Genomic DNA, 24,639 nt, shown 5'->3' on the forward strand with positions numbered 1-24,639 from the left:
GCCGGGCTAGTGCCTGGCGAGGATCGTCTCGTGGTCGGTGCCCGCGGGCAGGACGCCGTAGTCGATGCCCCGGTCCTCACCCAGGCGGGCCCCGATGAACGCGTCGGCGCTCGCCGACGGGGCGTAACGCAGCATCAGCCCAGCCTGGAGCGCGAGCCCCATGGTGCCGACGAGGCGACGTGCGCCAGCCTGCGCGACGTCGGGCGTCGCGCCCGCAATATCGGCAAGTTCGCGCTGCACCCGCGAGCGCAGTGCGTCGTAGCGGTCGTCCGCGCCGGCGGCGAGCGCGAGTTCAGCGTCGAACGCGGCAACGCTTTCGGGCTCGCGGGTGAGCGCGCGGAGCACGTCGAGCGCGATCACGTTGCCCGAGCCCTCCCAGATCGCGCTCACCGGCTGCTCCCGGTAGCGCATCGCGAGCGGGAAGTCCTCGGTGTAGCCGTTGCCGCCGAGGCACTCCATGGCTTCATAGGCGTGTGCCGGGCCGCGCTTGCAGATCCGGTACTTCGCCACGGCCGTCGCGAGCCGCCTGAACGACTTCTCCTGCGCGTCGGCCTCGTCCTCGTGGGCGGCGGCGAGGCGCATCGCGAGCAGCGTGGCCGCCTCAGACTCGAGCGCAAGGTCGGTGACGACGCCAGTCATCGCGGGCTGGTCGATGAGCGTGCGTCCGAAGGCCGCACGATGCCGCACGTGCCAGAGCGCCTCCGCGACCGCCTGGCGCATGCCGGCCGCAGTGCCGAGCACGCAGTCGAGACGGGTACGCGCGACCATTTCAATGATCGTCCGCACGCCACGGCCCTGCTCGCCGACCGGGTACGCGACGGTACCGTCGAGCTCGATCTCGCTCGACGCATTCGCCTTGTTTCCGAGCTTGTTCTTGAGCCGCTGCACGCGGAACTCGTTGCGTGTGCCGTCCTCGAGGATGCGGGGGACGAAGAAACAGCTGATCCGGCCGTCAGGATCACCGGCATCGCGCGCAAGCACGAGGAAGGCGTCGGACATCGGCGCCGAGCAGAACCACTTGTGCCCGGTCAGCAGCGCGCCGCCCTCGACGCGGTGCGCGACGGTCTCGTTGACCCGCACATCCGAGCCGCCCTGCTTCTCGGTCATCGCCATTCCCATGAGCACGCCGGGCTTCTCCCCTGGCGCGCGGAGCGCACCGTCGTAGCCTGTCTTGAACAGGCGCGGTAGCCAGGTGGCCGCGAGGTCGGGCTGGTGCTCCAGCGCCGGCACGACCGCGTGGGTCATCGACACAGGGCACCCGTGCCCTGGCTCGATCTGGGCGTAGAGCGAGAACGTCGCGGCGCGTGCGACGTGCGCGCCCGGCCTGGGGTGCGCCCACGCGGAGGTGTGCGCACCGTCTGCGACCGCGGCGCTGATGATGCGGTGGTAGGACGGGTGATAGCGCACCTCGTCGATGCGGTTGCCGCGGTGGTCGAAGCTCACCAGCTCTGGCCCCTCGGCGTTTGCGAGCCGAGCGTCTTCCTGGAACTCGGCGGTGCCGACGTGGGCGCCGGTCGTCACGAGCTGCTCGTCGGCCCAGCCCGCGCCGAACGCCTGCACCGCCTCGCGCAGCACGGGAAACTCGGAGTACTCGTTGATGGCGACCCGCTCCGGCGGCTGATTCTTCACGGTGTGGGTGCGGCCGACAGGGGCAGGGCGCAGCTGGGCGCCCGCTGTCGCGGCCTGGGGTGCTGTCGTGACCTGGGGTGCTGTTGTGGTTGACATCGGTGTCTCCTTCGAACGTGCGTGACTTAGGTGGTCGGTGGGCGCAGTGCGGTCGTCGTGTTCGGTGCACGCCCGGCAGGGTCTCCGGCCCGCAACGGGTCGGCGCTGGCGACCTCGAACCCTGCGAGGCGCTGGCATGCCGCGGCAAGCGAGTCGAGCACCTCGACGGTGTCGACGTCGGAGCGGCCGTCCGCGGCCGGCGAGAGCGGCCGGATGAACGCCTCGCCGAGCGCCCCGACGATCGCCGGGGCGAGGAGGTCGATGCGCTCCGGCGGCAGTGTCCCCTCGACGACGCCGTCTGCGAGCACCTCGGCAACGGTGTCGGTGTAGGCGCGTCGAAAGACCAGGCGCTCTCGCTCGACTCCGACGTCGGCGGCTTCAAAGAGCAGCGCCATCGCTAGGGTTCTGCCGCGAAGTGCGCGGGAACCGAAGACGCGCACCAGCGCGTCGAGCCGCTGTATGGCTGGCGTCTCGAGGCGGGCGGCCGTTCCGAATGCAACGGCTGAGCGCACCATCTCGAGCTCAATGCCCGCCGCCCGTTCGAAGACCGCGGCGGTGAGCGCCGACTTCTCTGGGAAGTAGGTGTAGACCGTGCCGGTGGAGACGCCCGCGCGCTCGGCGACGCGGGCGATCGTCGCGGCCGAGAACCCGCCCTCGGCGACGAGCGCGAGGCCGGCGTCGATGAGCGCCGCACTCCGCGCGGCCCGGTGCTGCTCGGTGCGTTCGGTACTTCGGTACGCCATCGGATCCTGCTTTCTCCAGGCGGCCCGTCATCGGCCGCTGCGACGTCTCCATCTTCGCAGCGCGGGAAAACTCCGCCTTTCGCAAACAATTGAACCATGATTCAATTGTTTGCGAAAGGGCCGGCGTCGAAGTTCGTCCAGCCCATTCACCGCTCAACACCGTCGTTGACCCAGGAGGACCAGATGGATCTCAGCAGCATGCTCGAAAGCACCGCGAGGAAGTTTCCGCACAAGGAAGCACTCGTCGCGGCCGACCGCCGATACACCTACACCGACCTCGTCGAACACTCGCGCCGCGCCGCACGCGTCTTCCACGACGCGGGCCTGACCCGCGGCGCATACGTGCCCGTCATCACGCTCAACACCCCGGGATTCGTGTTCGCGGCGTTCGGCCTGTGGCGCGCGGGCATGGCCCTTGCGCCCGTCAACCACAAGCTCACCGCGCCAGAGCTGCGATTCCTCATCACCCATTGCGGCGCAACGGTCGGGGTCGTCGACGCGACTCTCCTCGGCACTGCCCGCCAGGCCGCACCCGACGTCCGCTGGCTCGTCACCGAGGCCGCGAGCTTCCCCGAGATCGATGTCGAGCCGGGCGACGACTTCGACGCGCTCGTCGCGGCCGCCGAGCCGTGGGATGGCGTCGACGTGAGCGAGACCGAAACCGCCGAGCCGCTGTACACGTCGGGCACCACGAGCGACCCGAAGGGCTGCATCCACTCCCACCGTGGCATCACGACGGTCGCGGCGTACTGCGCGATCAGCGGCGGCTTGCAGGCGTCGGACAGGTTCCTCATCGCGATGCCGATCTGGCACTCGTCGCCGCTCAACAACTGGTTCCTCCCGATGATGTTCCTCGGCGGCACGGCGGTGCTCCTGCGCGAGTACCACCCGATCGAGTTCCTTCGGACGATCGAACAGGAGCGCGTGACCGCATTCTTCGGACCGGCCATCGCCTACCTCGCTCCGCTCCAGGCAACAAGAGCCGCAGGGATCGACTGGGACGCGTTCGACCTTTCCAGCGCACGCATCTGGTTCGCCGGCGGCGCCCCCATCGGCAAGGACACCATGCAGACCATGCGTGCCGCCTACCCGTCCGGCGGATTCCAGCAGGTCTACGGCATGAGCGAGATGGGCCCTGTCGGCACCGTCCTCCGCCCCGAAGATCAGGAACGCAAGGCTGGGTCCGTCGGCCACGCCGGCATGCCTGGCGTCGACATCCGCGTCGTCACGCTCGACGGCCGCGACGCACTGCCGGGCGAAACCGGTGAAATCTGGATGCGCTCGGACACCCGCATGGTCGGCTACCTCGGCAACGACGAGGCCACCGCGAAGGCGTTCGACGGCGACTGGTACAAGTCGGGCGACCTCGCGAGGCTCGACGAGGACGGCTACCTCTTTATCGCCGACCGTATCAACGACATGATCATCTCCGGCGGCGAGAACGTGTACACGCTCGAGGTCGAGAACGCGGCGCGCGAGCACCCCGGCATCGCGGATATCGCCGTGGTGTCGAAGCCACACCCCGAGTGGGGCGAGACCGTCGTTGCGGTCGTCGTCCCGGCGGCCGACGGCGGGCCGACGCTTGAGGAACTGCGCGAGTTCCTCGGCGAGCGACTCGCGCGCTACAAGGTGCCGCGCGACCTCGTCTCGATCGACGCGCTCCCCCGCAACCCCTCAGGGAAGGTCCTCAAGCACCGGCTGCGCGCGCTCGTGCGCGAGGGCGTCACGGCGGCGTAGCGCGGCAGCGGCGGCCCGACGGCGGGGCCCGCCCGGCGGGGCCCGGCCGGCACGGCTCGACGGCGGGGCCAGACGGCGGCGGCTCGCCCAGCCCAGCGCGGAACGGCCCCGCGCGCCCGCCCTCGTCGCGGCTCAGAACAGCGTTGGGGCAGGGGCGCCCGGCACTTCGTCCCAGAGCGGCAGCGCGGCCCCCTCCCCGGTGCTCGGAAGCTGCCGCGCGCCGCGCCGCGTCCCCGCACCGCGCGGCGACACGGGCCCGCGCGGTGCACGCGCGCCGGCTGCGGCGACGGGCGGGTACGGGTCGCGGCTCCGCCCTGCCCCGCCGCTGAATTCGAGACCGTACTTCCGAATGAGCGGCCGGATCCGTCCGGCGAGTTCGAGCCTGTACGCCTGCGTCGCCTTGCTCGACGCCCCGGGATAGAGCCGCTGGTAGGCGGGCACGAGATCCGGATACTCTCTGCCGAGCCAGGCGAAGAACCACGGTTTCACGGCCGACCGCAGGTGCAGGGCGCCGTACATGACCGAGCGCGCTCCAGCGTCTCGGATGTCCCGCAGCAGCGGCTCGAGATGGCGGGCGGTGTCCGTGAGGTGCGGCAGCACCGGCATCACGAAGACGTCGACTTCGAGGCCAGCCGCGCGGGCCGCCGCGACCGTCTCGAGGCGGGCACGCGTCGTCGGCGTGCCTGGCTCGATGGACTGCTGCAGCGCGTGGTCGCCAACCGCGATCGACATGGCGAGCTCGACGGGGACGCGCTTCGACGACTCCGCGAGCAGCGGCAGATCCCGGCGCAGCAGTGTGCCCTTGGTGAGGATCGAGATCGGCGTCTCCCGCGCCGCGAGCGCCTCGATAATGCCGGGGAGCAGCGCGTACCGCCCTTCGGCCCGCTGGTAGGGATCCGTATTCGTGCCGAGGGCGACCATGTCGCGCCCCCAGGACGGCTTCGCGAGCTCGCGGCCGAGCACCTCGGCGACGTTGACCTTCACGACGATCTGCGAGTCGAAATCGGCGCCAGCGTCGAAGTCGAGGTACTGGTGAGAGCCGCGCGCGAAGCAGTAGACGCAGGCGTGCGAGCAGCCCCGATAGGGGTTGATCGTCCACGCGAACGGCATCGACGATCCCTGCGGTACGCGATTCAGGGCGCTCTTCGCGAGGACCTCGTGGAACACCATGCCCGCGAACTCGGGCGCCCGCGTCGTGCGGAGGTGGCCGGGCATCGCCGCGACCTCGGCGAGCTCAAGCCCGGGCAGAGCGGCCGTGACCGAGCTCGGCGCGTTCGCCTGCTTGGACCCGATCCTGATCGCCCCGGCGCTCTGTCCATTCCACCTCATGCACCGATTCGAACATATGTTCGAATGATTCGCAAGTGGCGATCCGCGCGCACTTCCTTCCCCGCACACCCAAATTTTCCTTCCCACCCCAATTACCGCGGGGAATTGGGGTGGGAAGGAAAATTTGAGGCGGAGAGGAAATGGGGCGGCGGAAGGAAATGGGGCGGCGGCGGGAAATGGGGGCGGCGGGAAATGGGGCGCCGCCCAGCGCAGCCGCGACGGGCCGCGGCTACACGCGCCGTTTCCCGCGGATCGCGCGGAGCGCCCACAGGATCGCGACCAGGTCGACGACCTCCTGCATCCAGGCGCCGACGATCGCGGGCAGGAATCCGAACGCGGCGACGAGCATGAGGCCGACGCTCACGGCGATGCCCATCCAGATGCTTTCGAGGGCGATGCGCACCGTGTCCTTGCCGATCCTGACCGCCTCGCCAACCCCGTCGATCCTGTCGAACCGGTTCACGACGTCCGCAGACTCGCTCGCCGCCGTCGAGCCGCGCGCGCCCATCGCGAAGCCGACGTCGGCCGCCGCGAGCACGGGGGCGTCATTGAGCCCGTCGCCCACCATGATGAGGGGCCGGGGCTGCAGTTCGCTGGCAATACGCACCTTGTCTGCGGGGCTGCACTCTGCGTAGACCTCGTCGATGCCGGCCTGCTCGGCCATCGCGTTCGCGGTCGCGGGGACATCGCCGGTGACCATCGCGAACCGCTCAACGCCGAGACCGCGGAGCCCGCGCAGCACCTCCGGCGCCTCTGGCCGCAGCTCGTCACGCATGATGAGCGTGCCGAGGAACCGGTCGTCGAGCGCCACGTAGATCGCCAACTCGCCGGCGTCGAGCGGGGCAATTTCCAGGCCGGGCGCGGCCTTGGCGACCCAGCTCGGCTTCCCGACGCGCACGGTGCCCGCCGCGACGACGGCCTCGACGCCGTTCGTTGCGCTCTCCGCTGCGGATTCGACGGGCAGGAGGGGGATGCCCCGCGCCTTCACCGCCTCAACGACCGCGCTCGCGAGCACGTGCGACGAGTACACCTCGGCGCTCGCGGCAAGCTGGAGCAGCTGCTCCTCAGCGACGCCCGTCGCCGGGCGCACCTCGCGGGGCTCTGGCTTGCCCGTCGTGAGCGTGCCCGTCTTATCGAACGCGGCCGAGCGCACCTTCGCGAGCTGTTCCAATGTGCCGCCGCCCTTGACGATCAACCCGCTCTTGGCGGCACGGCTCATCCCGCCGAGAAACGCCACTGGCGCGGCGATGAGCAGCGGGCACGGGGTCGCGACGACGAGCACCTCGGCGAACCGGACCGGCTCGCCGCTGACGAACCACGCAACCCCGGCGATGACGAGCGCGACGACGGTGAACGGGAGCGCGTACCTATCGGCCAGGCGAACGGTCTTCGCGCGGCTTCCCTGCGCTTGCTCCACGAGATCGACGATCTGCTGGTACTTGCTGTCTTTCGAGGTCGCGGCCGCGCGCATCGTGATCGCGGTCGAGCCGTTCACGACGCCGCTCGAGACCCGCTCATCGGCCGCGCGGAGCACTGGGAGGCTCTCACCGGTGAGCGAGGACTCGTCGAACTCCGCCGAGCCGCCGAGCAGGATCGCGTCGACCGGGACGAGCTCGCCCGGTCGCACGAGCAGGTGATCGCCGACATTGATGTCACTGACGGGAACCGTCTCCGTGCGGTCGTCCGCCGCGCCAGCCGCCCCCGCTCCGGCCGCGACCGGCGCGGTGAGGAGCCGGGTGGCCTGCTGTGGCGCACGCTTGAGCAGGGCCGTGAGCTCCTGCTTGGAGCGGTTCTCCGCGTAGTCCTCGAGTGCTTCGCCGCCGGTGATCATCAGCACGACGATGAGCGCCGCCCACGGCTCGCCGACGCTCACCGCGGCAACGATCGCGATGATGGCGAGGATGTCGAGGCCGGCGTGCCCGCGGAGCAGCTGCCGCACCATCTCCACCGCCTGCCACGCGGCAATGCAGAGCGCGTACCCGCCAACGAGCCACGGCGCGAGGCCGCGCGCCGGCGTTGCCAGCAGCGCGAGTCCAATGGCACCGACGATGAGGGTCAGTACGACGGCCGGGTAGGCCTTCGCCCCGCGCACGATAAGGTTCATAGCCCTCATCCTGCTACTCCCAAGCGTATCCGGGCAACATCAGGGGGCGAAGTGTTCGCCCCCACGGCGATCCTGATCTAGGGCGGCGCGCCCGCGCCGCCCTACTTGCCGCGCGGGATGAGGCGCTGCAGCTGAGTGACGTGCGCCGGGGTGAGCTCGTCGAGCGTCTTCACCTCGAGCAGCTTCATCGTGCGCACGATCTGGTCGGAGAGGATCGCAATCATGCGATCGACGCCCTCGCGGCCGCCAGCCATGAGACCGTACAGATACGCTCGCCCGACGAGCGTGAACTTCGCGCCCATCGCGATCGAGGCGACGATGTCGGCGCCGTTCATGATGCCGGTGTCGATCGCGATCTCGGTGTGGTGCCCGACCTCGCGCGCGACCTCCGGCAGCAGGTGGAACGGGATCGGCGCGCGGTCGAGCTGACGCCCGCCGTGGTTCGACAGGATGATGCCGTCGACGCCAAGATCAACGAGTTTCTTCGAGTCCTCGAGGTTCTGCACGCCCTTCACGACGAGTTTGCCGGGCCACATCGAACGGATCACGTCGAGGTCCTCGAACGAGATCGACGGGTCCATCGCTGAGTCGAGCAGCTCGCCGACGGTTCCGCCCGTGGAGGAGAGCGAGGCGAACTCAAGCTTCTGTGTCGTGAGGAAGTCCCACCACCACCAGGGGCGCGGGATCGCGTTCGCAATCGTGCCGAGCGAGAGCTGCGGGGGGATCGAGAAGCCGTTGCGGGCGTCGCGCAGCCGCGCGCCGGCAACGGGCGTATCGACGGTGAACATCAGCGTGTCGAACCCGGCGGCCGCCGCGCGCTCGACGAGGCCGTAGGAGATCTCGCGCTGCCGCATGACGTACAGCTGGAACCAGTTGCGTCCGTTCGGGTTCGTCGCCTTCACGTCCTCGATCGAGGTGGTGCCGAGCGTCGACAGCGTGAACGGGATCCCGGCCGCGGCGGCTGCGCCGGCCCCGGCGATCTCGCCCTCGGTCTGCATGAGCCTCGTGAACCCCGTCGGCGCGATCCCGAACGGCATTGCGGACTCGCCGCCGAAGATCTGCGCGCGAGTGTCGACCATCGAGACATCCCGCAGGATCGACGGATGGAACTCGATGTCCTCAAAGGCCTGACGCGCACGGCTCAGCGAAAGCTCGCCCTCGGCGGAGCCGTCGGTGTAGTCGAACGCGGCCTTTGGGGTGCGGCGCTTCGCGATGCGCTGCAGATCATAGATCGTCAGCGCGCCGTCGAGGCGGCGCTTCTTGCCGTTGAGCTCAGGCTTCTTGAACTTCATGAGATCGAGGATCTCGGTGGGGCGAGGGAACTGTCGCTGGACCACGTGACGCCGCCTTTCTACTGTCGAAATGAATTGGGGTTAGATGCGGCCGGCAGCCCGCAACTCCACCCACCCAGCACCATCAGGGAACACCCACCGATCACGCGACTGCGCAACCATCTCAGCACCCGTCCCCGGCAACACCGGAGCAACATAACTCCCGTTCACCACCCGCGCCGGCTCAACAAAATGCTCATGCAGATGATCCACAAACTCAACCCGCTTCCACCCAATCTCCCCCGTGAGCGCCGCATAGTCAAAGAACGAATAATGCTGCACCAACTCACACAGCCCCACACCACCAGCATGCGGACACACCGGCACACCAAACTTCTTCGCCATCACCAGAATCGCGAGATTCTCATTCACGCCAGCAACCCGCGTCGAATCCAACTGCAACACGTCAAGCGACCCAGCCTGCAACATCTGCTTAAAGATGATCCGGTTCATCACCGCCTCACCCGTCGCCACCTTGATCGGCGCCACACCCCGACGAATATCGGCATGCCCCAACACGTCATCAGTGCTCGTGGGCTCCTCAATCCAGAACGGATCAAACTCGGCAAGCGCGTTCGTCCACGCGATCGCCTCATCGACCTCCCACCGCTGATTCGCATCAATCGAGATCCGAATCTCTGGCCCCACGGCCTCACGCGCGAGCCGCATCCGCCGCACGTCGTCCTCCAGGCTCGTCCCAACCTTCAACTTGATCATGTCGTACCCGGCAGCAACGGCCTCCTTCGACAACCGCACAAGCTTCTCGTCGGAATACCCGAGCCAGCCAGGCGTCGTCGTGTACGCGGGATGCCCATTCGCGGCAAGCTCCGCCAACCGCTCAGCCTTCCCGACCTCACCCGCACGCAGAATCTCGAGCGCCTCCTCGGGCGTCAACGCGTTCTGAATGTGCGTGAAATCGATCGCCGAAACAATCTCCTCGGGACTCATCTCCGCAAGCAGCCGCCACAACGGCTTCCCCTCACGCCTCGCCCGCACATCCCACAACGTGTTGATCACCGCGCCAGCAGCCATCTGCGAGACGCCCTTCTCCGGGCCAAGCCACCGCAACTGCGAGTCATGCACGAGCCGCTTCGCCGCGGCCCCCAAATCACTCACCAGGTCATCAAGCTCAAGCCCCACAAGCCGGGCCCCGTAACTCTCAATCGCTTTCGCAACAATCTCGTTGCCACGACCGGCAGTAAACACGAGACCGTACCCGCGCTCACCATTGTCTGCCTCAAGCACCGCATACGCGGCCGAATAATCAGGATCAACATTGACCGCGTCGGAGCCATCAAGCTCAAGCGAAGTAGGAAAGCGCACGTCGTAGCTACGCACCGAAGTAATAACAGGCATGTTCAGAATCCTATACGACCTAGCAATTTCCTACACGATTAGTTTCCAGACGATACGCCAGTGCTGAAGCTAGCGCCGCGCGAACACCCCGGGCCGCTTCTCAGCGAACGCCCGCCGCCCCTCGGCAGCGTCTTCGGTGGCAAAGGTGACAGTCTGCAGCTCGCGCTCGAAACGCACGGCCTCTTCCTGCGGCATGTTCGCCGCTGCGCGCAGGTTCGCCTTCGCCGTCTCCGCAGCAATTGGGGGGCGCGAAGCAATCGTGGCAGCGAGTTCCCTAGCGCGCACCAGTAGCTGACCGGCCGGCAGAACCTCGGTCACGAGCCCCCAGGCAAGGGCGCGCTCCGCGTCGATGCCATCGCCAGTGAGCAGCATTGTCGCTGCGTTGGACTGCCCGATCGAGGCCGCCAGGAAGGCGCTCATTCCGCCACCGCCAATCCAGCCGAGCTTGATCTCGGGCGCGGCAAAGCTCGCCGCCTCCGAAGCGAGTCGGATGTCGCACGACAGTGCTGTCTCGAGCCCGCCGCCCAGGGCGTAGCCATTCACCGCGGCAATGATGGGCTTGCGGCACTCGCGCAGGGCGTCACAGTAATCCCGCCGGTTACGGAAGCTCCATGGTGTCGCATAGGTGTCCAGGGTGCGGATGTCGCTTCCGGCGCTGAACGCGCGTTCGCCAGCGCCCGTCAGAACAATCGCGCGAACGTCATCATCGTCGTTGAGTGCGAAGATGACCCGTTCAAGTTCGGCGCTCATCTCCGGGGTGACGGCGTTCAGCTTCTCCGGCCGGTCGAGGGTGATCGTCGCGACGTGGCCGTCGAGCTCAAGGCGGATCCGCCCGTCGGGCTGCTCGGCGCCCGGGGCGGGTGTGGAAGAAGTCATCACTGGGTCCTTACTCTGTGTGGGTCTAACGATGCGCAGGCATTTTGGCGCCCGCGAGGGTGTGCGCGTACTCGCGCTGCACAACGCGCCACGCTCCGGAGGCATCTGAAGCTGCAATGCGGTCACGCAGGAGCCGCGACGCCGATGCCTGAAACGCGGTGAAGCCGGGCAGCCGCGGGCGCACCCAGGCCTCATTGATGGTGCGCCGGGTCGCTGCGTAGAACTCGCCCGCCAGTCGGTTGACCTCCGGGTTTGCCCAGGCGGCCCCGCTCGAGGGCTGCCCCGCGTGCTCGGAGATCACGGTGGCCTGGGTCAACGGGTGCATGAGCCAGGTGAGCATGTCGACAAGCCGCGCGTCGGGCTGAGTACGCGTGGAAATGGCGAGCCCGGTGCCGCCGATGACGGATCCTGTTCGCCCGGCGGGACCCACCGGAGCGTTCGCGAACGCGAGCGCTCCGGGCCCTGAAGCGTAATTCACGTACCCGTAGACGAGTGGCACGTACGCAATGTCGCGCTCGTCGCGCATCCGTTCGAGGAGCCCAATCGGGTTCAGATCCACCGCGCCCGCGGGAGCGGTGCGGGCGAGCTCAATCAGGATCCGTGCCGCTTCACTCCCCACCGCCTCTGACACGAGCAGCTCGGAGCCGTCTACCGCAGGGTCCTCGCCGAGCGCGACACAGATCGACAGGTAGCTCAGGAGCGCGTGCGGGCCGCCGAGGTTCGGCGCAACCGGCACACGCTGCGCGAGCTGCAGCACGTCCTCCCATCGCACGGGGGCCTCGGCGACTCGCTCGGGGAGCCGGGCGGACACTTGGGACGCTGCGTCCAGTGGCAGCGCCCAGGTGCGCCCGCCGACCTCGTAGGAGCGGAGGCTCGGACCCACGGCGTCAGCGGCGATTCGCCTGAGTGCGTCCTCGCCGAGCCAGGCCTCGACAGGAATCAAAGCCCCGGCGGCGAGTGCGTCTCCAAGGTGTGGGTGATCAAGCACGAGCACGTCATACTGCTCGGCGAGCTCCTCAATCGGGCTCGCCTCGAACCCCTCGAGCGAGTGCACCTCCCATTCGATGAGTCCCGGCGCCGCGAGCGCGGTCCGCTCAAGCGCCTGACGCCCGCGCGGGTGATCCCAGGTCAGCCCGCGGTAGGTCACGCCTCACCGCCGCGACGGTACGGAGCGGACGGCCGCGCCGCACTGGGCTCAAGCACAGTTTCCGCGACAGCGCCGTCCGCAATGAGCGCGTCGATCCTGTCGGCTGCGAGTCCGGCCTCGAGCAGGATCTCGCGCGAGTGCTCTCCGACAAGCGGCGCTCCTCGCGTAATCCGCGGCGGCGTGCGGTTGAAGCGGTACGGAAAGCCGGGGGTACGGACGGTGCCCTCGGTGGGGTGCTCGTACTCGACGAAGGTGCCGTTGTGGGCGACCTGCGGGTCGTTGACCAGCTCCTCATAGCCGTAGACGGGGCCCACCCAGATGCCCGCGGCGCCGAGCTTTTCGAGCCAGTGGGCGGTCGTCTCCCGGATCAGTCGATCTTGCACGCCACGGTACAGCTCATCGCGCTTGCTCCATCCCTCAACCTCGCCCGTCCAGCCCACGAACCCGGTTTCTCCGATGAGCTCGCCGAGCGTCTCGGGCTCGGCGAACGCGAGCGCAATGAATCCGTCCGCTGTCGCAAAGATGCCGTAGGGCGCGCGAATATAGCTGTGCGCGTGGGGCTCCGCCGAGCGCGCCTGCGCCACTCCGCCGACCGTGTGCACCGACAGCTCTTGCATCTGCAGCGTCGTCACTGCGTCGAGCATGTTCACCGTGACAAGCTGCCCCTCCCCTGTTCGCTCACGGTGCAGAAGTGCAGCGAGCACACCTTCGAAGGCGGTCGACGCGGTGATCGCGTCGGCGAGGAATTGGCCGGCGGGAGTCGGCGGCTCGCCCTCGCGACCGGCGGACAGCAGCGCGCCGCTCATCGCCTGCAGCAACAAGTCCTGGCCAGGCCGGTCGCGGTACGGGCCATCCTCGCCGTAGCCTGAAATCGACACGTAGACGATGTTCGGGTTAACCGCGCGAAGTGACTCATAGTCCACTCCGAGCCGCGCAGCGACTCCCGGCCGGTAATTCTGCAGGAACACATCAGCTTCGGCCACAAGCGCGAGTAGCGCGTCTCGTCCGTCGTCGGCCTTGAGGTCGAGCGCCACCGATCGCTTGTTGCGATTCAGCGAGAGAAACGAGACGTTGATCTTGTTTCCGGGTGCGCCCCCGGCCGCGGTGTGGCGCTGCCACTCACCCCTCGTCGGTTCGACCTTGATGACGTCGGCGCCGAGATCGCCGAGCCGCTGAGCAGCGAATGGGCCGGCCATGGCGATCGAACAGTCGAGCACACGGTAGCCAGCAAGGACCGCTGGCGCGGGGGTGGTCATGGTCAGGTTCCTCCGGAGTTGGTGGGTGGGTGAGCGCGTCGGCCGTGCGTGGCTAGCGGGCCGAGGACGGTGGGATCAGGATCTCGCTTCCGCCGGCGGCGGCGGAGCGGTGCATCGCATCGATGAGTTCGACAGTGCGGGCGGCAACCCGGGCGTCCGAATGGTTTTCGGTCTCTCGCCCTGTGAGCAGATCAACGAACCTTGCGGGAGGGGCGAGGCATTCATACCCGCCCGCGCCAGGCTCAATATCGAGGTCCCAGCGCTGTCCGTCATAGCGGTGCAGCGAAACCCGTTCCCGCTCGGTATCGAGCATGAGCACACCCTCCGAGCCAAATACGCGAATGTCGACTTGGTAGGGGTCCTCGTCCGGCAGCGTTGCCGCGCCCGAGAGCGCCCCGAGCGCCCCTCCCTCAAAGCCGAGCACCGCCGCGTTGAACAGGTCGACCGACGCACCCGGGGCGGTCATCTTGGAGATCACGCTCTGTGCCCGCAGATCGGTCAGCCAGAATAGGAGCGCGCTCGAGTGCGTGACTTGGCCGTGCGCGTAGCCTCCGCCGCGCTCAGGCGACTGCCACGTGCTCGCCTGCGGCCCCGCTGTATTCGAGTCCCACCGAGTCCGAATGTCATCGGGGTTCCCCGCGAAGAGCCCACGCGTTGGCGAGGCCATGTGGCAGAGTACGTGCTGTATCTCGCCAAGGTGCCCGGCGTCAACGAGCCGCTTTGCGGCAATGGTGAATGGTTTGTAGTTCCAGCCGTACGGCACGAGTACGTGTGCGCCAACCTCCTCGCTTCGACGCACCAGCTCCCACGCGCTCTCAGCGTCAAGGCTGACCGGCTTCTCCACCTGCACATGCAACCCGCGATCGATAGCCCGCAGGGCGTGCTCGATGTGAAGGTCGTGCGGCGTTGTAATCACGACACCGTCGAGCCCTGCATCAAGTAACTCGTCATAGTCCTCGGTCGCGAAACCGAACCCAAATTCGTCCCGCACCGCACCGAGGTTGGGACCCTGACCGCATACTCCGACGAGCTCGACGTCGTCTCGCGCGGCGTAGATCGGGAAGTGGTTGCTTGTCGCCCACCAGCCAGCGCCGATGGCACCGATCCTCGCTTTGCGCCCCGAGGGCAGTGACGCGCTCATCGCGCGAGCTCCCAGTAACGCTTGCCATCGCGGATCGATTCGCGCACGACGCCTCGGTCGCGAAGGCGCTCAAGGTTTCCGGTGACCGGAAAGATCGAGTAGTCGAGTGCAGCTGCGGGCCACGGCCCGAGTGCGGCACCAGCCGCACGAATGATCGTGAGCGTGGACGCAGGCTCGACAATCTTGTCGAGGGCACCGAGGATCGCATCGTCGACCTCAGCAACGTATTGTTCGCTGTCGTCGAGAAACCCAGAAACCGCTGCCCCCTCGTACACCGGATAGTGCGCGGTAAGGAGCAGGTCGGCGTCGAACCCACGCACCCTGGCAATCGTTTGGAGATAGTCATCCGTATCGCGATAGGTCGGCGGGAACGCCGGAGTACCGCTCGCCGTGGGGACTGTCCGACCGAGTACCGCGTCGCTGATCGCGAGAGCGTTGTTGCGCTCGTCCCATAGAGCAAGGTGACCCGGGCTGTGCCCTGGCACGTGGATGACTCGAACGCGCCGGTCTCCCAGATCGAACTCCTCGCCGCCGCGCAGCTCGCCGTCGAGCAATACCAGATCGCTGTCGGCCCGTACTGCCGCCGTCGTCGCGGGCGGATCATCGAAGCCGTCCATCGCCGCAAATTCCCCGTAGCGCTCGCCGATGAGCCGCTCGACGTCTTCCGTCAGCGCCCGGTCGAGTCGGTGTGCAAGCAGCTGGACACCCGGCAGGGCTGCGCGGAGCGCCCCGTTGCCGCCAGTGTGATCGAAGTCACAGTGGCTGTTGATCGCCCACCGAATGCGGCTCGGGTCAATGCCGTCTGCGGTGAGTGCAGGCAGCAGCGTCTCCGTGACCGAGTCGCGCACTCCGGTGTCGAAGAGCAGCGCGGCATCGGTGCCAACAAACAGGTAGAGCGCAACAAACCGCTCGCCCAGTGGGGCGACATAGCGGTGCAGCCCCGGTCGTAGTTCCGTCATCGTTACCGCTCCGTTCCGTCGAGGATCAGTCGCAGGCCTGCGCGCTCAGGACGCATGTGCGGGCCGGCGGGGTTGCCCCAGCCGTCGCCGGTCGCAGCCGCCGCGATGCCTTCTTCGTCGACGGTGATGCCGGTTCCTGGGGCGTCGCTCAGCACGATCCCACCATCAATGAACTCGTGGTCAACGATGAGTCCGGGAGCGAACGACGTGTCCTGCACCTCGGTCGTGAGGTGGTTGGGCACCGCGGCGGCGGCGGCCGCAACCGCTGGGTTCGCGTTGTAGCCAACCACGCTCACCGGGATATCGTGTGCGTCGGCAGCGAACGCGAGACGCAGGAAGTGCGTCACCCCCCAGACCGCGCCGGCCTGCGCGATGTCCGGCGCGCCGGCGTCGAAGAAGGGCCTGAACTGGTCGATGCCTGTGAGGTTCTCCCCCGTCGCGACCGCTGAGCGCACCTGCGCGGACAACCGAACGTGACCCGCAACGTCCCAGCGTCGCACCGGCTCCTCAATCCACAGGAGGTCGTGGCGCTCCTCGATGGCGGAGACGTAGCGCACGGCCTGCTTCGGCTGCCATGACTCGTTGGCGTCAAGCATGAGACCCGGTCGGGTCGTGTGCGCCGAGAGCGCGTCGGCCATGATCTCGAGCCGCCTGAGGTCCGCGTCGAGATCGAGGCCACCCTTGAGCTTGCCCGCAACGTACCCGCGTTCCGCGTACTCAGTGTAGAGCGCGCCGAGCTGGTCGTCGGGCAACGCGATGTCGAGGCCTGACGCATAGCCCGGCACGAATCGGTCGCGCCCTCCGAGCAGTCGCCAAAGAGGCTCGTTGGCTGCTTTTGCCTTAATGTCCCAGAGCGCCGCGTCGAGCGTTGCGATGCCACCGTATGTCGCCCCCGAGTGCCCAGATTTGAACACCTGCGCAACCATCCTGTCAAAGAGCGCGCCGACGCTGCGGGGATCCTCCCCGAGGATCGCGGGGAAGAGCCGGTCGAGGTCCGCGTGCGACCCGACTCCGACCCCTTCAATCCCTGCGTCGGTCTCAACGATGACGATCGGAGACTCGGTCACGGCCGGGTTGATGTGCCCATTCGCGTCCCCAATGGGCCGTCGCCAGTCGTGGCGCGTGTGCAGGGTCCTGTACCCGGTGATCTTCATATCGTCCTTGATGTTGCTCGATGAAACTTAACATACATCATACGACTTATAAGTGAATTTGGCGAGCCGCGCCCGTCTTGCGTCATACGTCGCACCTTTATCGCTAGACTCGCCCCATGTCCCCGCTTCCTCAGCAGCCCAAGACCCTCGGCGCTCCGCGCACCCCGACGGCGCGGTTCGGCACAATCGTCGTACACGACCTCGTGACGGCGATCGTGGTCGGCGATTTCCAAGCGGGCGAACTCCTACCGAGCGAAACCGAGCTGTGCGACCACTTCGGCGTGAGCCGCACCGTCATCCGTGAGTCCATCAAGCGACTCGAAGAAAAGGGCATGGTCTCGGTCGCGCAGGGCCGCGGGACGGTCGTCAACGAGCAGCACGATTGGAACATCCTCGACAGGGTTGTGCTCACTGTCATGATCGAGAACGACGCCGAACTCGGCATCCTCGATGAGATCGCGACCGTCCGCGCTGAGCTCGAATCCGGCATGGCGAGCCGGGCAGCCACCCGCCGTGACGACGACGCAATCAGCGCCCTTGGCGCCGCTCACGCAAAGCTCGAAGCAACGATCGATGACGCCGAGGCATTTGCCGCGAGTGACGTCGAGTTCCACTCACTTGTGATGGAGATAGCCGGAGACCGACTTTCCCAGGGCATCGCGCGCACGCTCACAAGTCGCGCTCGCGACAACGCGCGCTTCTATGGAGCACCCGGCCCCGAGGCAATGCCCGACACCGTCGAGGAACACAAGCGCGTCCTCGACGCCATCACCGCGGGTGACAGCGACACCGCAGCGCGCGAGATGAAGGAACACATCACCCGCGCGTGGGAGCGCCGTCGGATCCCAGCAGAGAGCTCACACCGTACAGGGAGCTGACACCCCGCCGGGAGCTGACAATGGCCGAGCGCGAGCGGAAACTACGCGAGGCCGACCGCCCGCGGATCGACAAGCCCCTCGTCGACAAGCTCCCGCCACAGCCCTGCGGGCACCTCGGCGGCAAAGCGTCGAATATTCTCTCGCACCTGCTCAGCGTTGCGCATCCCAAGCGCAACGCCAGCGACCGCATCGTGTAGGAGCGGGAACGCGAGCGCGGCCTCCGGAAGGGAGACGCCGTGCCGCTCGCAAGCATCCGCGAGCCGATTCGCACGTCCAAGCAACTCCACCGGAGCGGGCATGTAGTCGTAGGTCGCGTCCACTGGTGGCCGCGCCGCGGCAAGCAAACCGGAGTTGTACACCGCCACCGCAATCACCGAGGCGCCGGCCCGTCTCGCCGGCTCGAGTACGTCGTCGAGTGCGCCCTGTTCAAGCAACGTATAACGCCCGGCGAGCATCACCACATCGATGAGGCCATCGCCGAGGAGCTCCGCGAGCCCCGCTGACTGATTCGTGCCGACACCCACGGCGGCAACGAGCCCCTCTGCTTTGAGCACGGCAAGTGCTTCTAGCCCCTCCCGCGCCGCCCCGGCGTAGGCCGCATCGGGATCATGCACGAACACCGTGTCGATCCTGTCGAGACCGAGCCGCTCGAGGCTTCCCTCAAGCGACCTGCGAACGCCTTCGAGAGTGAAGTCCCATTCGCGAGCAAGGGTGTCAGGCACCGCAAACCCCTCGTCGCGGCCGCGCGGTGCTGGGTTTGATACGAGTAGGCGTCCCACTTTTGTCGAGACCTGGAACTCTTCGCGCGAGTAGCGAGCGAGGGCTTCGCCGAGCCTGCGCTCAGACAGCCCCAGCCCGTAGTGCGGCGCAGTGTCGAACGAACGAACCCCGGCCTCCCACGCCGCTTCGACCGCTCCAGCAGCCTCAGCGTCGCTGGTCTCGCGATACAGGTTGCCGATCGACGCACCGCCAAAACCGACCGGGGTCGTCCACGCGCGCGTGGCTCCCAACCCGACGCGCTCCATCGGGCCCGTCACGGCGTCCCCTCCGCGAGCCCCGCGGCGTATACGGCGCGAGCGGTGCCGGAGAAGACTCGCTCCCGTTCGTCCGCAGTAAGGTGGGCGGCGGCGGCGCGAACGCGCTCAATCCAGCCGCTGTAGCTCTCGTCACTGAGCCGCACGAGGGGCCAGTCCGATGCGAACATCGTGCGACTCGCGCCAAACGCGTCGAGCGCAACGGCGAGTGCGGCATCGGCATTGCTCTGTGAGGCCAAGCCAGAAAGTTTGCAGACGGTGTTCGGCAGCGCAGCCAGCCGGCGCACATCGACCTCCCACGCGGCAAATCCCACGCCGTCGTTCGGCGGGTTGCCGGCGTGATCAAGCACGAAGGTCATGTCCGGCACCCGTTCCGCAAGCGCTGTCGCGACGGGGAGCTGGTGGGCCCGAACGACTAGGTCGAACGTAAGTCGACGCGCTGCAAGCACGCGGATGCCCGCCCAAACGTCCTCTCGCCCGAGCCAACGGGGGTCGGGATCGACATGTGCGAGGTGGCGAACGCCGCAGAGCGCGGCGGCACCAGGGTGCTTCGCGATGGCATCGAGCTGGGCCTCGACATCGGCGGAGAGGTCGACCCATCCAACCACCCTGTGCGCACGCGACGATGCATACGCTTCGTCAAGTAAGAAGTATGTTTCGGCGAGCGAGTTGTTGGCTTGCACAAGCACTGAGCTACTGGCCCCGTGCGCCGCGAGCACCTCGTCGAGATCGACGCCCGAAAAGTCGCGGTCGATTGCTGCCATAGTGTCGCCCGCGATCCATTCCTGTGGGGTAGCGGCGAGGTCCCACAGGTGGCAGTGAGCATCGACGAGAAACGGGTCGTCCTTAGCACTCAATCCATGTGCCACGCCAACTCCATCTCTCGCCACCCTGTCACACCGGCGACCGCTCCAAACGGGACCTGGCAAGGCCCGGTGTGTGCCCACCATTCCTGACTCGTCTTGTCCGCCTGCACGCGCGCCATATCGCGCTCGTAGTCGTCACCCACATAGTCGTATACGCCAAATAGCGTGTCGTCGGCGATGAAAATCGAGTAGTTTCTCAGCCCGTTCTCGTGCATGGCCGCTTCAACCCGAGGCCAGACGGCCCGGTGAAGCGCTAGGTACTCGGCCCGCTTCTCGGGTCGCACGTTCACGACAAACCCGAACCGCCTCGCAGCCCCATCCCGCACAGCGTATCCGCTCATCCCTTGGTCCCACCTGCCGTCATGCCGCTGACCAGGAAGCGCTGGCTGAACAGGAAGATGATGAGGATGGGCAGGATCGAGAGGAGCGTGGCGAGGGCAAGCGTTGGCAGCTCAATGACACTCGTCGCCGCCGTCGTCGGATTGAACTGCGGAACGTTGGCAAGCATGTTTGCCAAGCCGACCTGCACGGGTGATTTGGTGCCACCAACCATCAGGAACGGCAGGAAGTAGTTGTTCCAGTTTCCCGTGAAGTTGAAGAATGCGGTGAGCGCAATGACCGGCGCCGCGAGCGGCATGGCGATCTGCGCAAACACTCTAAACTCCCCCGCACCGTCGATGCGGGCGGCATTGAGCAGGTCGCGCGATACCGTCGTCGAAAAATAGATGTAGGTGAGGTATACGCCAAAAGGAAAGAAGGAGAACGGGAGGATCACCGAGAGCGGGGTCCCAATAAGCTTCAGTGCGGAGAGCTCGAGGAAGATTGGCAGGACGAGCGCAGTGTTTGGAATCAGCATGACGACGAGAGTTGTCATGAGTAGTGTCTTGCGACCCTTGAAGTCAGTCAGGGCGAGCGCGTAACCGGCCGGGATCGTGACGAGCAGCATGATGATGATCGCGCCGAAGGAATAGAGCGTCGAGTTTCCAAGCCAGGTGAGGAACACGCCGTCCTGGAACCCGAAGAGTGAACTCCAATTCGCGCCGAGCTGCTCGAACGACCCGAATGTGAACGGCCCATCAAGCAGGAGCTGTTTGGGGTTCTTCGTAGGCGCAAGCAGCAGCCACACGATCGGCAGAATAAAGAAGATCGCGAAGCCGACGAGCACGATCCCGATTGTCACTCTTGAGAGCCACCGTTTGGGATCCGCTGTCACACGCGCGGCGGACCTGCCGCGTTCCGATAGGGCGTTCTGGCTAGTCACTTTCAAACAACTTTCCGCGGAAGATGAAGATTGACGAGAGGATCAGCGCAATCGCGAGAAGCACGATCGAGATCGCTGCTGATCCCGAGAAGTCGTTCTGTCTGAACGCGTAGAGGTACGCCAGCTGGTTCAGCGAGTAGTCTTCCGGCACCACACCGCGCGTTGCCTGCGAGAGGATTCGCGGCTCAACGAAGAGCTGCGTGCCTGCAGCAAGGCTCATCACTCCCATGTACGAGATCCATTTCGTCATCATCGGGAGCTGGATGTGCCACGCGGTCTGTACCGCGTTTGCCCCATCGATTCGAGCAGCTTCCATGACCTCGGTGTCGATGTTATTGAGCGCGCCGTACATGATGACGATCCAGGAGCCTGCACCGGTCCAGAACGCGATAATCGTAAAGATGACCGGCAGGTTATCGATCGAAACGGTGCGCACGAGTGTGTCCAGTCCGAATCCACGAAGCAGACCCGCAACCGGGCTCACGGTCGGGTCGAGGAGAAACAGCCACAGCATCACACTTGATGCCCCCGCAATGGCTCCCGGAATGTAATACAGGAAGCGGGCACTTGCTGAGATCCATCGCACTCGGATCGCATGCACGATGAGCGCCAACGCCACGACAACGACGATCAGGCTGATAAGCCAGAACAGGATGTAGACGGCTACATGTGTTGCGGCCGGCCAGAATCGATAGTCTGCGAAGATCCGAGTGAAATTCTCAAACCCTACGAACGCGCCGTTTCGCGTAAACGAGAGGTACAGCGCATACAACGCGGGAATAATGCCGAACGCGAGCAGCAGCAGGGTGTAGCCGCTGATGAAGAACTGGCCGAACCGTGCTTCGCGGTGCCGCAACGATGTGCGCTGTTTTGGCATTCGCCGCCGACGCGACCCGTTGCGGGCCGCGTCGGCGAGCAGAATGGTGCGGGTTTCAGACAATTACTTCACCGTGTACCCGTTGACCGTGGCTTCGTTCTTCAACTTCTCTTCCCACGCGGGAAGCAGTGACTCGATTGTCTTACCCTCTGCAATGCCGGGGATGACGACGGTCGCCCAAGCTGTTTCGGGGCTCCACTTCGTCACCGACCAGCCTGACCAGATCGAGTCGGCCGCAGAGGTCATGACCTCCTTGAAGTCTCCGTTGACGAAGTACCCGGTCTCCTCAAGCTTTGCGAGCCACCCCTCCGCTGCCGAAGTGTAGGCGGGGTAGGCGGCAGAAGCCTCAACCTGGAACTCTGGCGCGCTCGTGACAAAGGTGAGGAACTCGCGGACGGCGGCGAGGTTCTTGCTGTGGCTCGATGCGTACCAGATTCCACCGCCGACGTTGCCCGTAGCGACATCGCCGTCTTCCCACTTCAGCGGTGCTGCCACTCCGATCTCGCCCGCGGGGACCTCAAGCGCACCCTGGAAGATCGCCCCGGTGTACCAGACCGGCCCAGGAAGAGCGACAATCTTGTCGGCGTACTTGTCGGCGAACGTCGCACTAAAGAAACTGTCCTGAACTATCGTGCCGTTCTCGAGCATCCCATCGAGAATCTTCGTGATCTTCTGCGCGTTCGGGTCGGACGTGTCTGCAGAGAACTCCGTCCCGTCAGCCTGGAATACGGGCGACTCGGTGCCACCGTAGTAGACGTAGGTCATGAACGCATCGCCGAGGCTACCGAGGATGTACCCCGGGTGCTCCTTCGCCAGCTTGTCACCGAGCTCGCCGTACTCCTCCCAGGTTGTGGGAACCTCGTAACCGAACTGGTCGAGCAGGTCCTGGTTGTAGTACGTCACGACCTGGGCGAGGTCGTTGCGAAGACCATAGACCGTTCCGTCGACGGTGCCGTAGTCAAGCGACCCTGCGGCAAACCCGGCAAGGAACTCGTCAGACAGAAGCCCCCTGTTCAGCGGGGCCGCGTATGGCTGCACGCCGTTCGTCTCCTGCGACGCCCAGATGGCATCGTTCTGCTGCGAGGAGAACACCACATCCGGCCAGCCCTCGCCCGACTGATCCATGAGCGCGACCTTCGTTTGGAATGTCCCGGAGCCGCCGGCGTTCCCGTCGTACACCTCATACTCGACAGGGATGTCGGGGTGCGCCTCGCGGAATGCGGCGATCGCGGGTTCGCGCGATGCATCGACCCACACGGTGATCGGGCTATCTGCGACCTGCTCCGCTGCCGCGAAACCGAACTCCGACTCCTCCGCGCCGCCACTGGCGCCGGAGGCACAGCCAGTCAGAGCGAGTGCCCCGGCGAGCAGCACACCCCCAACAGCGAGGAACGGAGTACGACGGGAGAGTGTTTGCTTTGGCATGTCGGTCCTTTGCTGGTCGACGTCGTTGACGACTAATGTTCCGGTCGGAATAAAGTTATTACATCATACGTGTGACCTTAAGCACAAGCGCCGACGCAGCATGTACCCTAACCGGGTACCAAAAGAGCGTGGCCCGGGACATCTACGCTGTCCCCAAGCCACGCTCACTCTATTTGGTGGCAGTTCAATAACTGCCCATCCAGCTACTGCTCCGCGGCAATCCGCTGCTGCCCCGCCATGAACTCGCGGAGCCCGACTGACCACCGTGGCAGTTCGGACATCTCGCGGACGGTGTTGTGCAGAGCCCCGAGGTGTGGGCTCCGAATCGTCACGTTGTCGCCATAGTGATGGGTAAACCCGAGACCCCGCTCCCCACGGTCCTCAGTCGGCGCAAACAGCGTGCCGGTGAACAGCACGAAACCATCCGGGTACTGGTGATGCTCGCCATACGTTGCGGCGACGAGATCTTCGAATGGTCGGCTGATTCGCGAGACCGAATTCACCCCCATCATCACATAGCCATCTGCCCCGTCGACTCTGAGTTCGATGTCCTCGCCGCGCACAGAGTCCAGAGTGAACCGCTCGTCAAATAGCCGAAGAAACGGCCCAACCGCGCTTGAGGCATTGTTGTCTTTTGCTTTGCCGAGCAGCAGCGCGCTCCGCCCTTCGACGTCGCGCAGGTTCACGTCATTGCCGAGCGTCACGCCACGAATTTCGCCGCGCGAATTCACCGACAGCACAAGCTCTGGCTCTGGGTTGTTCCAGGCAGAGAAGTCAGGCACACCAATGCCTGCACCAACGCCGACGGATGCGAGCACAGGCGCCTTCGAGAACACCTCCGGGTCTGGGCCGATTCCCACCTCAAGATACTGCGACCAGAAGCCACGCTCCTGCAGCACCCGCTTCGCTTCCTGAGCCGCCGGTGAGCCTGGCTGGAGCGAGGCGAGATCACCGCCAATTGCGGCGGAGACCTCTGCGCGCACGGCCGCAGCTGCGGATGGATCCCCGCCACACCGCTCTTCGATCACACGCTCCACCATCGAGTCAACGAAGGTGACGCCACACGCTTTTACGACCTGCAGGTCCAGCGGCGCCAGCAGGTAGGGGCGGTCCACATCGCCGGCAAAGCTTGCCTCGAGCACTTCGTCGAGCGGCCACGTGCGTGTCGCTTCGGCGCTTCTCACCCGAGCGACCGGATCGGCCTCGTCAAGAAGGTCAGATACTGTGGCGATGCTGCGACTCAGGTCAACGAGTTCGTCTCCTCGAACCACCGCAACTCGTCCAGCACGAACGGCCGGGTCCCACACTCGAGCGATGAGTGTCGCCTCCGACGCATCGGCGGGGAGAACATCAATCGGCTTCAACATCTTTGTCCTTTCAAATCTTGCAATAGGGCCGCCGCTCCCCCGCGCGCTGCAGGAGGGCGACGGCCCATTCGTA

Annotated in this window: 21 protein-coding genes; 2 read left to right on the forward strand and 19 right to left on the reverse strand. The window is 66.2% G+C overall.

From position 1 onward, the window contains the following. Positions 1–6 precede the first annotated feature (6 nt). Positions 7–1,725 carry an acyl-CoA dehydrogenase family protein gene (locus BJ960_RS15105; RefSeq protein ID WP_185987886.1) on the reverse strand — a complete coding sequence of 573 codons (1,719 nt, stop codon included), beginning with the start codon at positions 1,723–1,725 and terminating at the stop codon, positions 7–9. A gap of 26 nt (positions 1,726–1,751) precedes the next feature. Continuing rightward, positions 1,752–2,468 (reverse strand): TetR/AcrR family transcriptional regulator, encoded by a 717-nt coding sequence (locus BJ960_RS15110; protein WP_185987887.1) that lies wholly within the window; start codon positions 2,466–2,468, stop codon positions 1,752–1,754. Positions 2,469–2,651: 183 nt separating this feature from the next. Between BJ960_RS15110 and BJ960_RS15115 the strand changes: the two genes are divergently transcribed. Next, positions 2,652–4,205, forward strand: coding sequence for a class I adenylate-forming enzyme family protein (locus BJ960_RS15115; RefSeq protein WP_185987888.1), 1,554 nt, complete (start codon positions 2,652–2,654; stop codon positions 4,203–4,205). 132 nt (positions 4,206–4,337) lie between these two features. Here BJ960_RS15115 and BJ960_RS15120 read toward each other — a convergent pair whose 3' ends face one another. The 10 genes from BJ960_RS15120 to BJ960_RS15165 form a co-directional block, all read right to left on the reverse strand. Beyond that, positions 4,338–5,534: an Rv2578c family radical SAM protein gene (locus tag BJ960_RS15120; RefSeq protein ID WP_202229104.1), complete on the reverse strand. Its 1,197-nt coding sequence runs from the start codon at positions 5,532–5,534 to the stop codon at positions 4,338–4,340. Positions 5,535–5,763: 229 nt separating this feature from the next. Further along, positions 5,764–7,638, reverse strand: coding sequence for a heavy metal translocating P-type ATPase (locus tag BJ960_RS15125; RefSeq protein WP_237463428.1), 1,875 nt, complete (start codon positions 7,636–7,638; stop codon positions 5,764–5,766). Between the two features lie 101 nt (positions 7,639–7,739). Beyond that, the gene (locus tag BJ960_RS15130; RefSeq protein WP_185987890.1) at positions 7,740–8,975 is read right to left on the reverse strand and encodes an alpha-hydroxy acid oxidase; all 1,236 of its coding nucleotides are present in this window, start codon (positions 8,973–8,975) and stop codon (positions 7,740–7,742) included. 36 nt (positions 8,976–9,011) lie between these two features. Beyond that, complete coding sequence (locus BJ960_RS15135; protein ID WP_185987891.1) at positions 9,012–10,325, reverse strand: enolase C-terminal domain-like protein; 1,314 nt, start codon at positions 10,323–10,325, stop codon at positions 9,012–9,014. 69 nt (positions 10,326–10,394) lie between these two features. Then, positions 10,395–11,201 (reverse strand): enoyl-CoA hydratase/isomerase family protein, encoded by an 807-nt coding sequence (locus BJ960_RS15140; RefSeq protein WP_185987892.1) that lies wholly within the window; start codon positions 11,199–11,201, stop codon positions 10,395–10,397. A gap of 25 nt (positions 11,202–11,226) precedes the next feature. Next, positions 11,227–12,348 carry a type 2 periplasmic-binding domain-containing protein gene (locus BJ960_RS15145; RefSeq protein WP_185987893.1) on the reverse strand — a complete coding sequence of 374 codons (1,122 nt, stop codon included), beginning with the start codon at positions 12,346–12,348 and terminating at the stop codon, positions 11,227–11,229. Continuing rightward, positions 12,345–13,604: a CaiB/BaiF CoA transferase family protein gene (locus BJ960_RS15150; RefSeq protein WP_185987894.1), complete on the reverse strand. Its 1,260-nt coding sequence runs from the start codon at positions 13,602–13,604 to the stop codon at positions 12,345–12,347. The genes BJ960_RS15145 and BJ960_RS15150 overlap by 4 nt, the downstream gene beginning before the upstream one ends. A 52-nt stretch (positions 13,605–13,656) precedes the next feature. Next, complete coding sequence (locus BJ960_RS15155; protein WP_185987895.1) at positions 13,657–14,745, reverse strand: Gfo/Idh/MocA family protein; 1,089 nt, start codon at positions 14,743–14,745, stop codon at positions 13,657–13,659. Then, a complete protein-coding gene (locus BJ960_RS15160) occupies positions 14,742–15,704 on the reverse strand; it encodes an MBL fold metallo-hydrolase (RefSeq protein WP_185987896.1) in 963 nt (320 codons plus the stop codon). The genes BJ960_RS15155 and BJ960_RS15160 overlap by 4 nt, the downstream gene beginning before the upstream one ends. 2 nt (positions 15,705–15,706) lie before the next feature. Beyond that, positions 15,707–16,858, reverse strand: a complete 1,152-nt coding sequence (locus tag BJ960_RS15165) for a mandelate racemase/muconate lactonizing enzyme family protein (RefSeq protein ID WP_185987897.1) — start codon at positions 16,856–16,858, stop codon at positions 15,707–15,709. 116 nt (positions 16,859–16,974) lie between these two features. Between BJ960_RS15165 and BJ960_RS15170 the strand changes: the two genes are divergently transcribed. Further along, positions 16,975–17,736, forward strand: a complete 762-nt coding sequence (locus BJ960_RS15170; protein WP_185987898.1) for a FadR/GntR family transcriptional regulator — start codon at positions 16,975–16,977, stop codon at positions 17,734–17,736. A gap of 41 nt (positions 17,737–17,777) precedes the next feature. On the opposite strand, the gene BJ960_RS15175 is transcribed toward BJ960_RS15170, so the two are convergent. The 7 genes from BJ960_RS15175 to BJ960_RS15205 all read right to left on the reverse strand — a co-directional run bounded on the left by BJ960_RS15175 (position 17,778) and on the right by BJ960_RS15205 (position 24,566). After that, positions 17,778–18,773 (reverse strand): aldo/keto reductase, encoded by a 996-nt coding sequence (locus tag BJ960_RS15175; protein ID WP_307814756.1) that lies wholly within the window; start codon positions 18,771–18,773, stop codon positions 17,778–17,780. Continuing rightward, positions 18,770–19,639, reverse strand: coding sequence for an amidohydrolase family protein (locus tag BJ960_RS15180; RefSeq protein WP_202229238.1), 870 nt, complete (start codon positions 19,637–19,639; stop codon positions 18,770–18,772). Before BJ960_RS15180 ends, BJ960_RS15175 begins: the two co-directional genes overlap by 4 nt. Further along, the gene (locus tag BJ960_RS15185; protein ID WP_185987900.1) at positions 19,624–19,977 is read right to left on the reverse strand and encodes an L-rhamnose mutarotase; all 354 of its coding nucleotides are present in this window, start codon (positions 19,975–19,977) and stop codon (positions 19,624–19,626) included. Before BJ960_RS15185 ends, BJ960_RS15180 begins: the two co-directional genes overlap by 16 nt. After that, complete coding sequence (locus BJ960_RS15190; RefSeq protein ID WP_307814757.1) at positions 19,974–20,816, reverse strand: carbohydrate ABC transporter permease; 843 nt, start codon at positions 20,814–20,816, stop codon at positions 19,974–19,976. The genes BJ960_RS15185 and BJ960_RS15190 overlap by 4 nt, the downstream gene beginning before the upstream one ends. A 73-nt stretch (positions 20,817–20,889) precedes the next feature. After that, the gene (locus BJ960_RS15195; protein WP_237463842.1) at positions 20,890–21,837 is read right to left on the reverse strand and encodes a carbohydrate ABC transporter permease; all 948 of its coding nucleotides are present in this window, start codon (positions 21,835–21,837) and stop codon (positions 20,890–20,892) included. Then, on the reverse strand, positions 21,838–23,199 hold the full coding sequence (locus BJ960_RS15200) for an ABC transporter substrate-binding protein (RefSeq protein WP_185987902.1): 1,362 nt from the start codon (positions 23,197–23,199) through the stop codon (positions 21,838–21,840). It abuts the gene before it with no gap. Positions 23,200–23,402: 203 nt separating this feature from the next. After that, positions 23,403–24,566, reverse strand: coding sequence for a fumarylacetoacetate hydrolase family protein (locus BJ960_RS15205; protein ID WP_185987903.1), 1,164 nt, complete (start codon positions 24,564–24,566; stop codon positions 23,403–23,405). Between the last annotated feature and the right edge of the window lie 73 nt (positions 24,567–24,639).

This window comes from Leucobacter aridicollis, assembly GCF_013409595.1.
Classification (GTDB): domain Bacteria; phylum Actinomycetota; class Actinomycetes; order Actinomycetales; family Microbacteriaceae; genus Leucobacter; species Leucobacter aridicollis.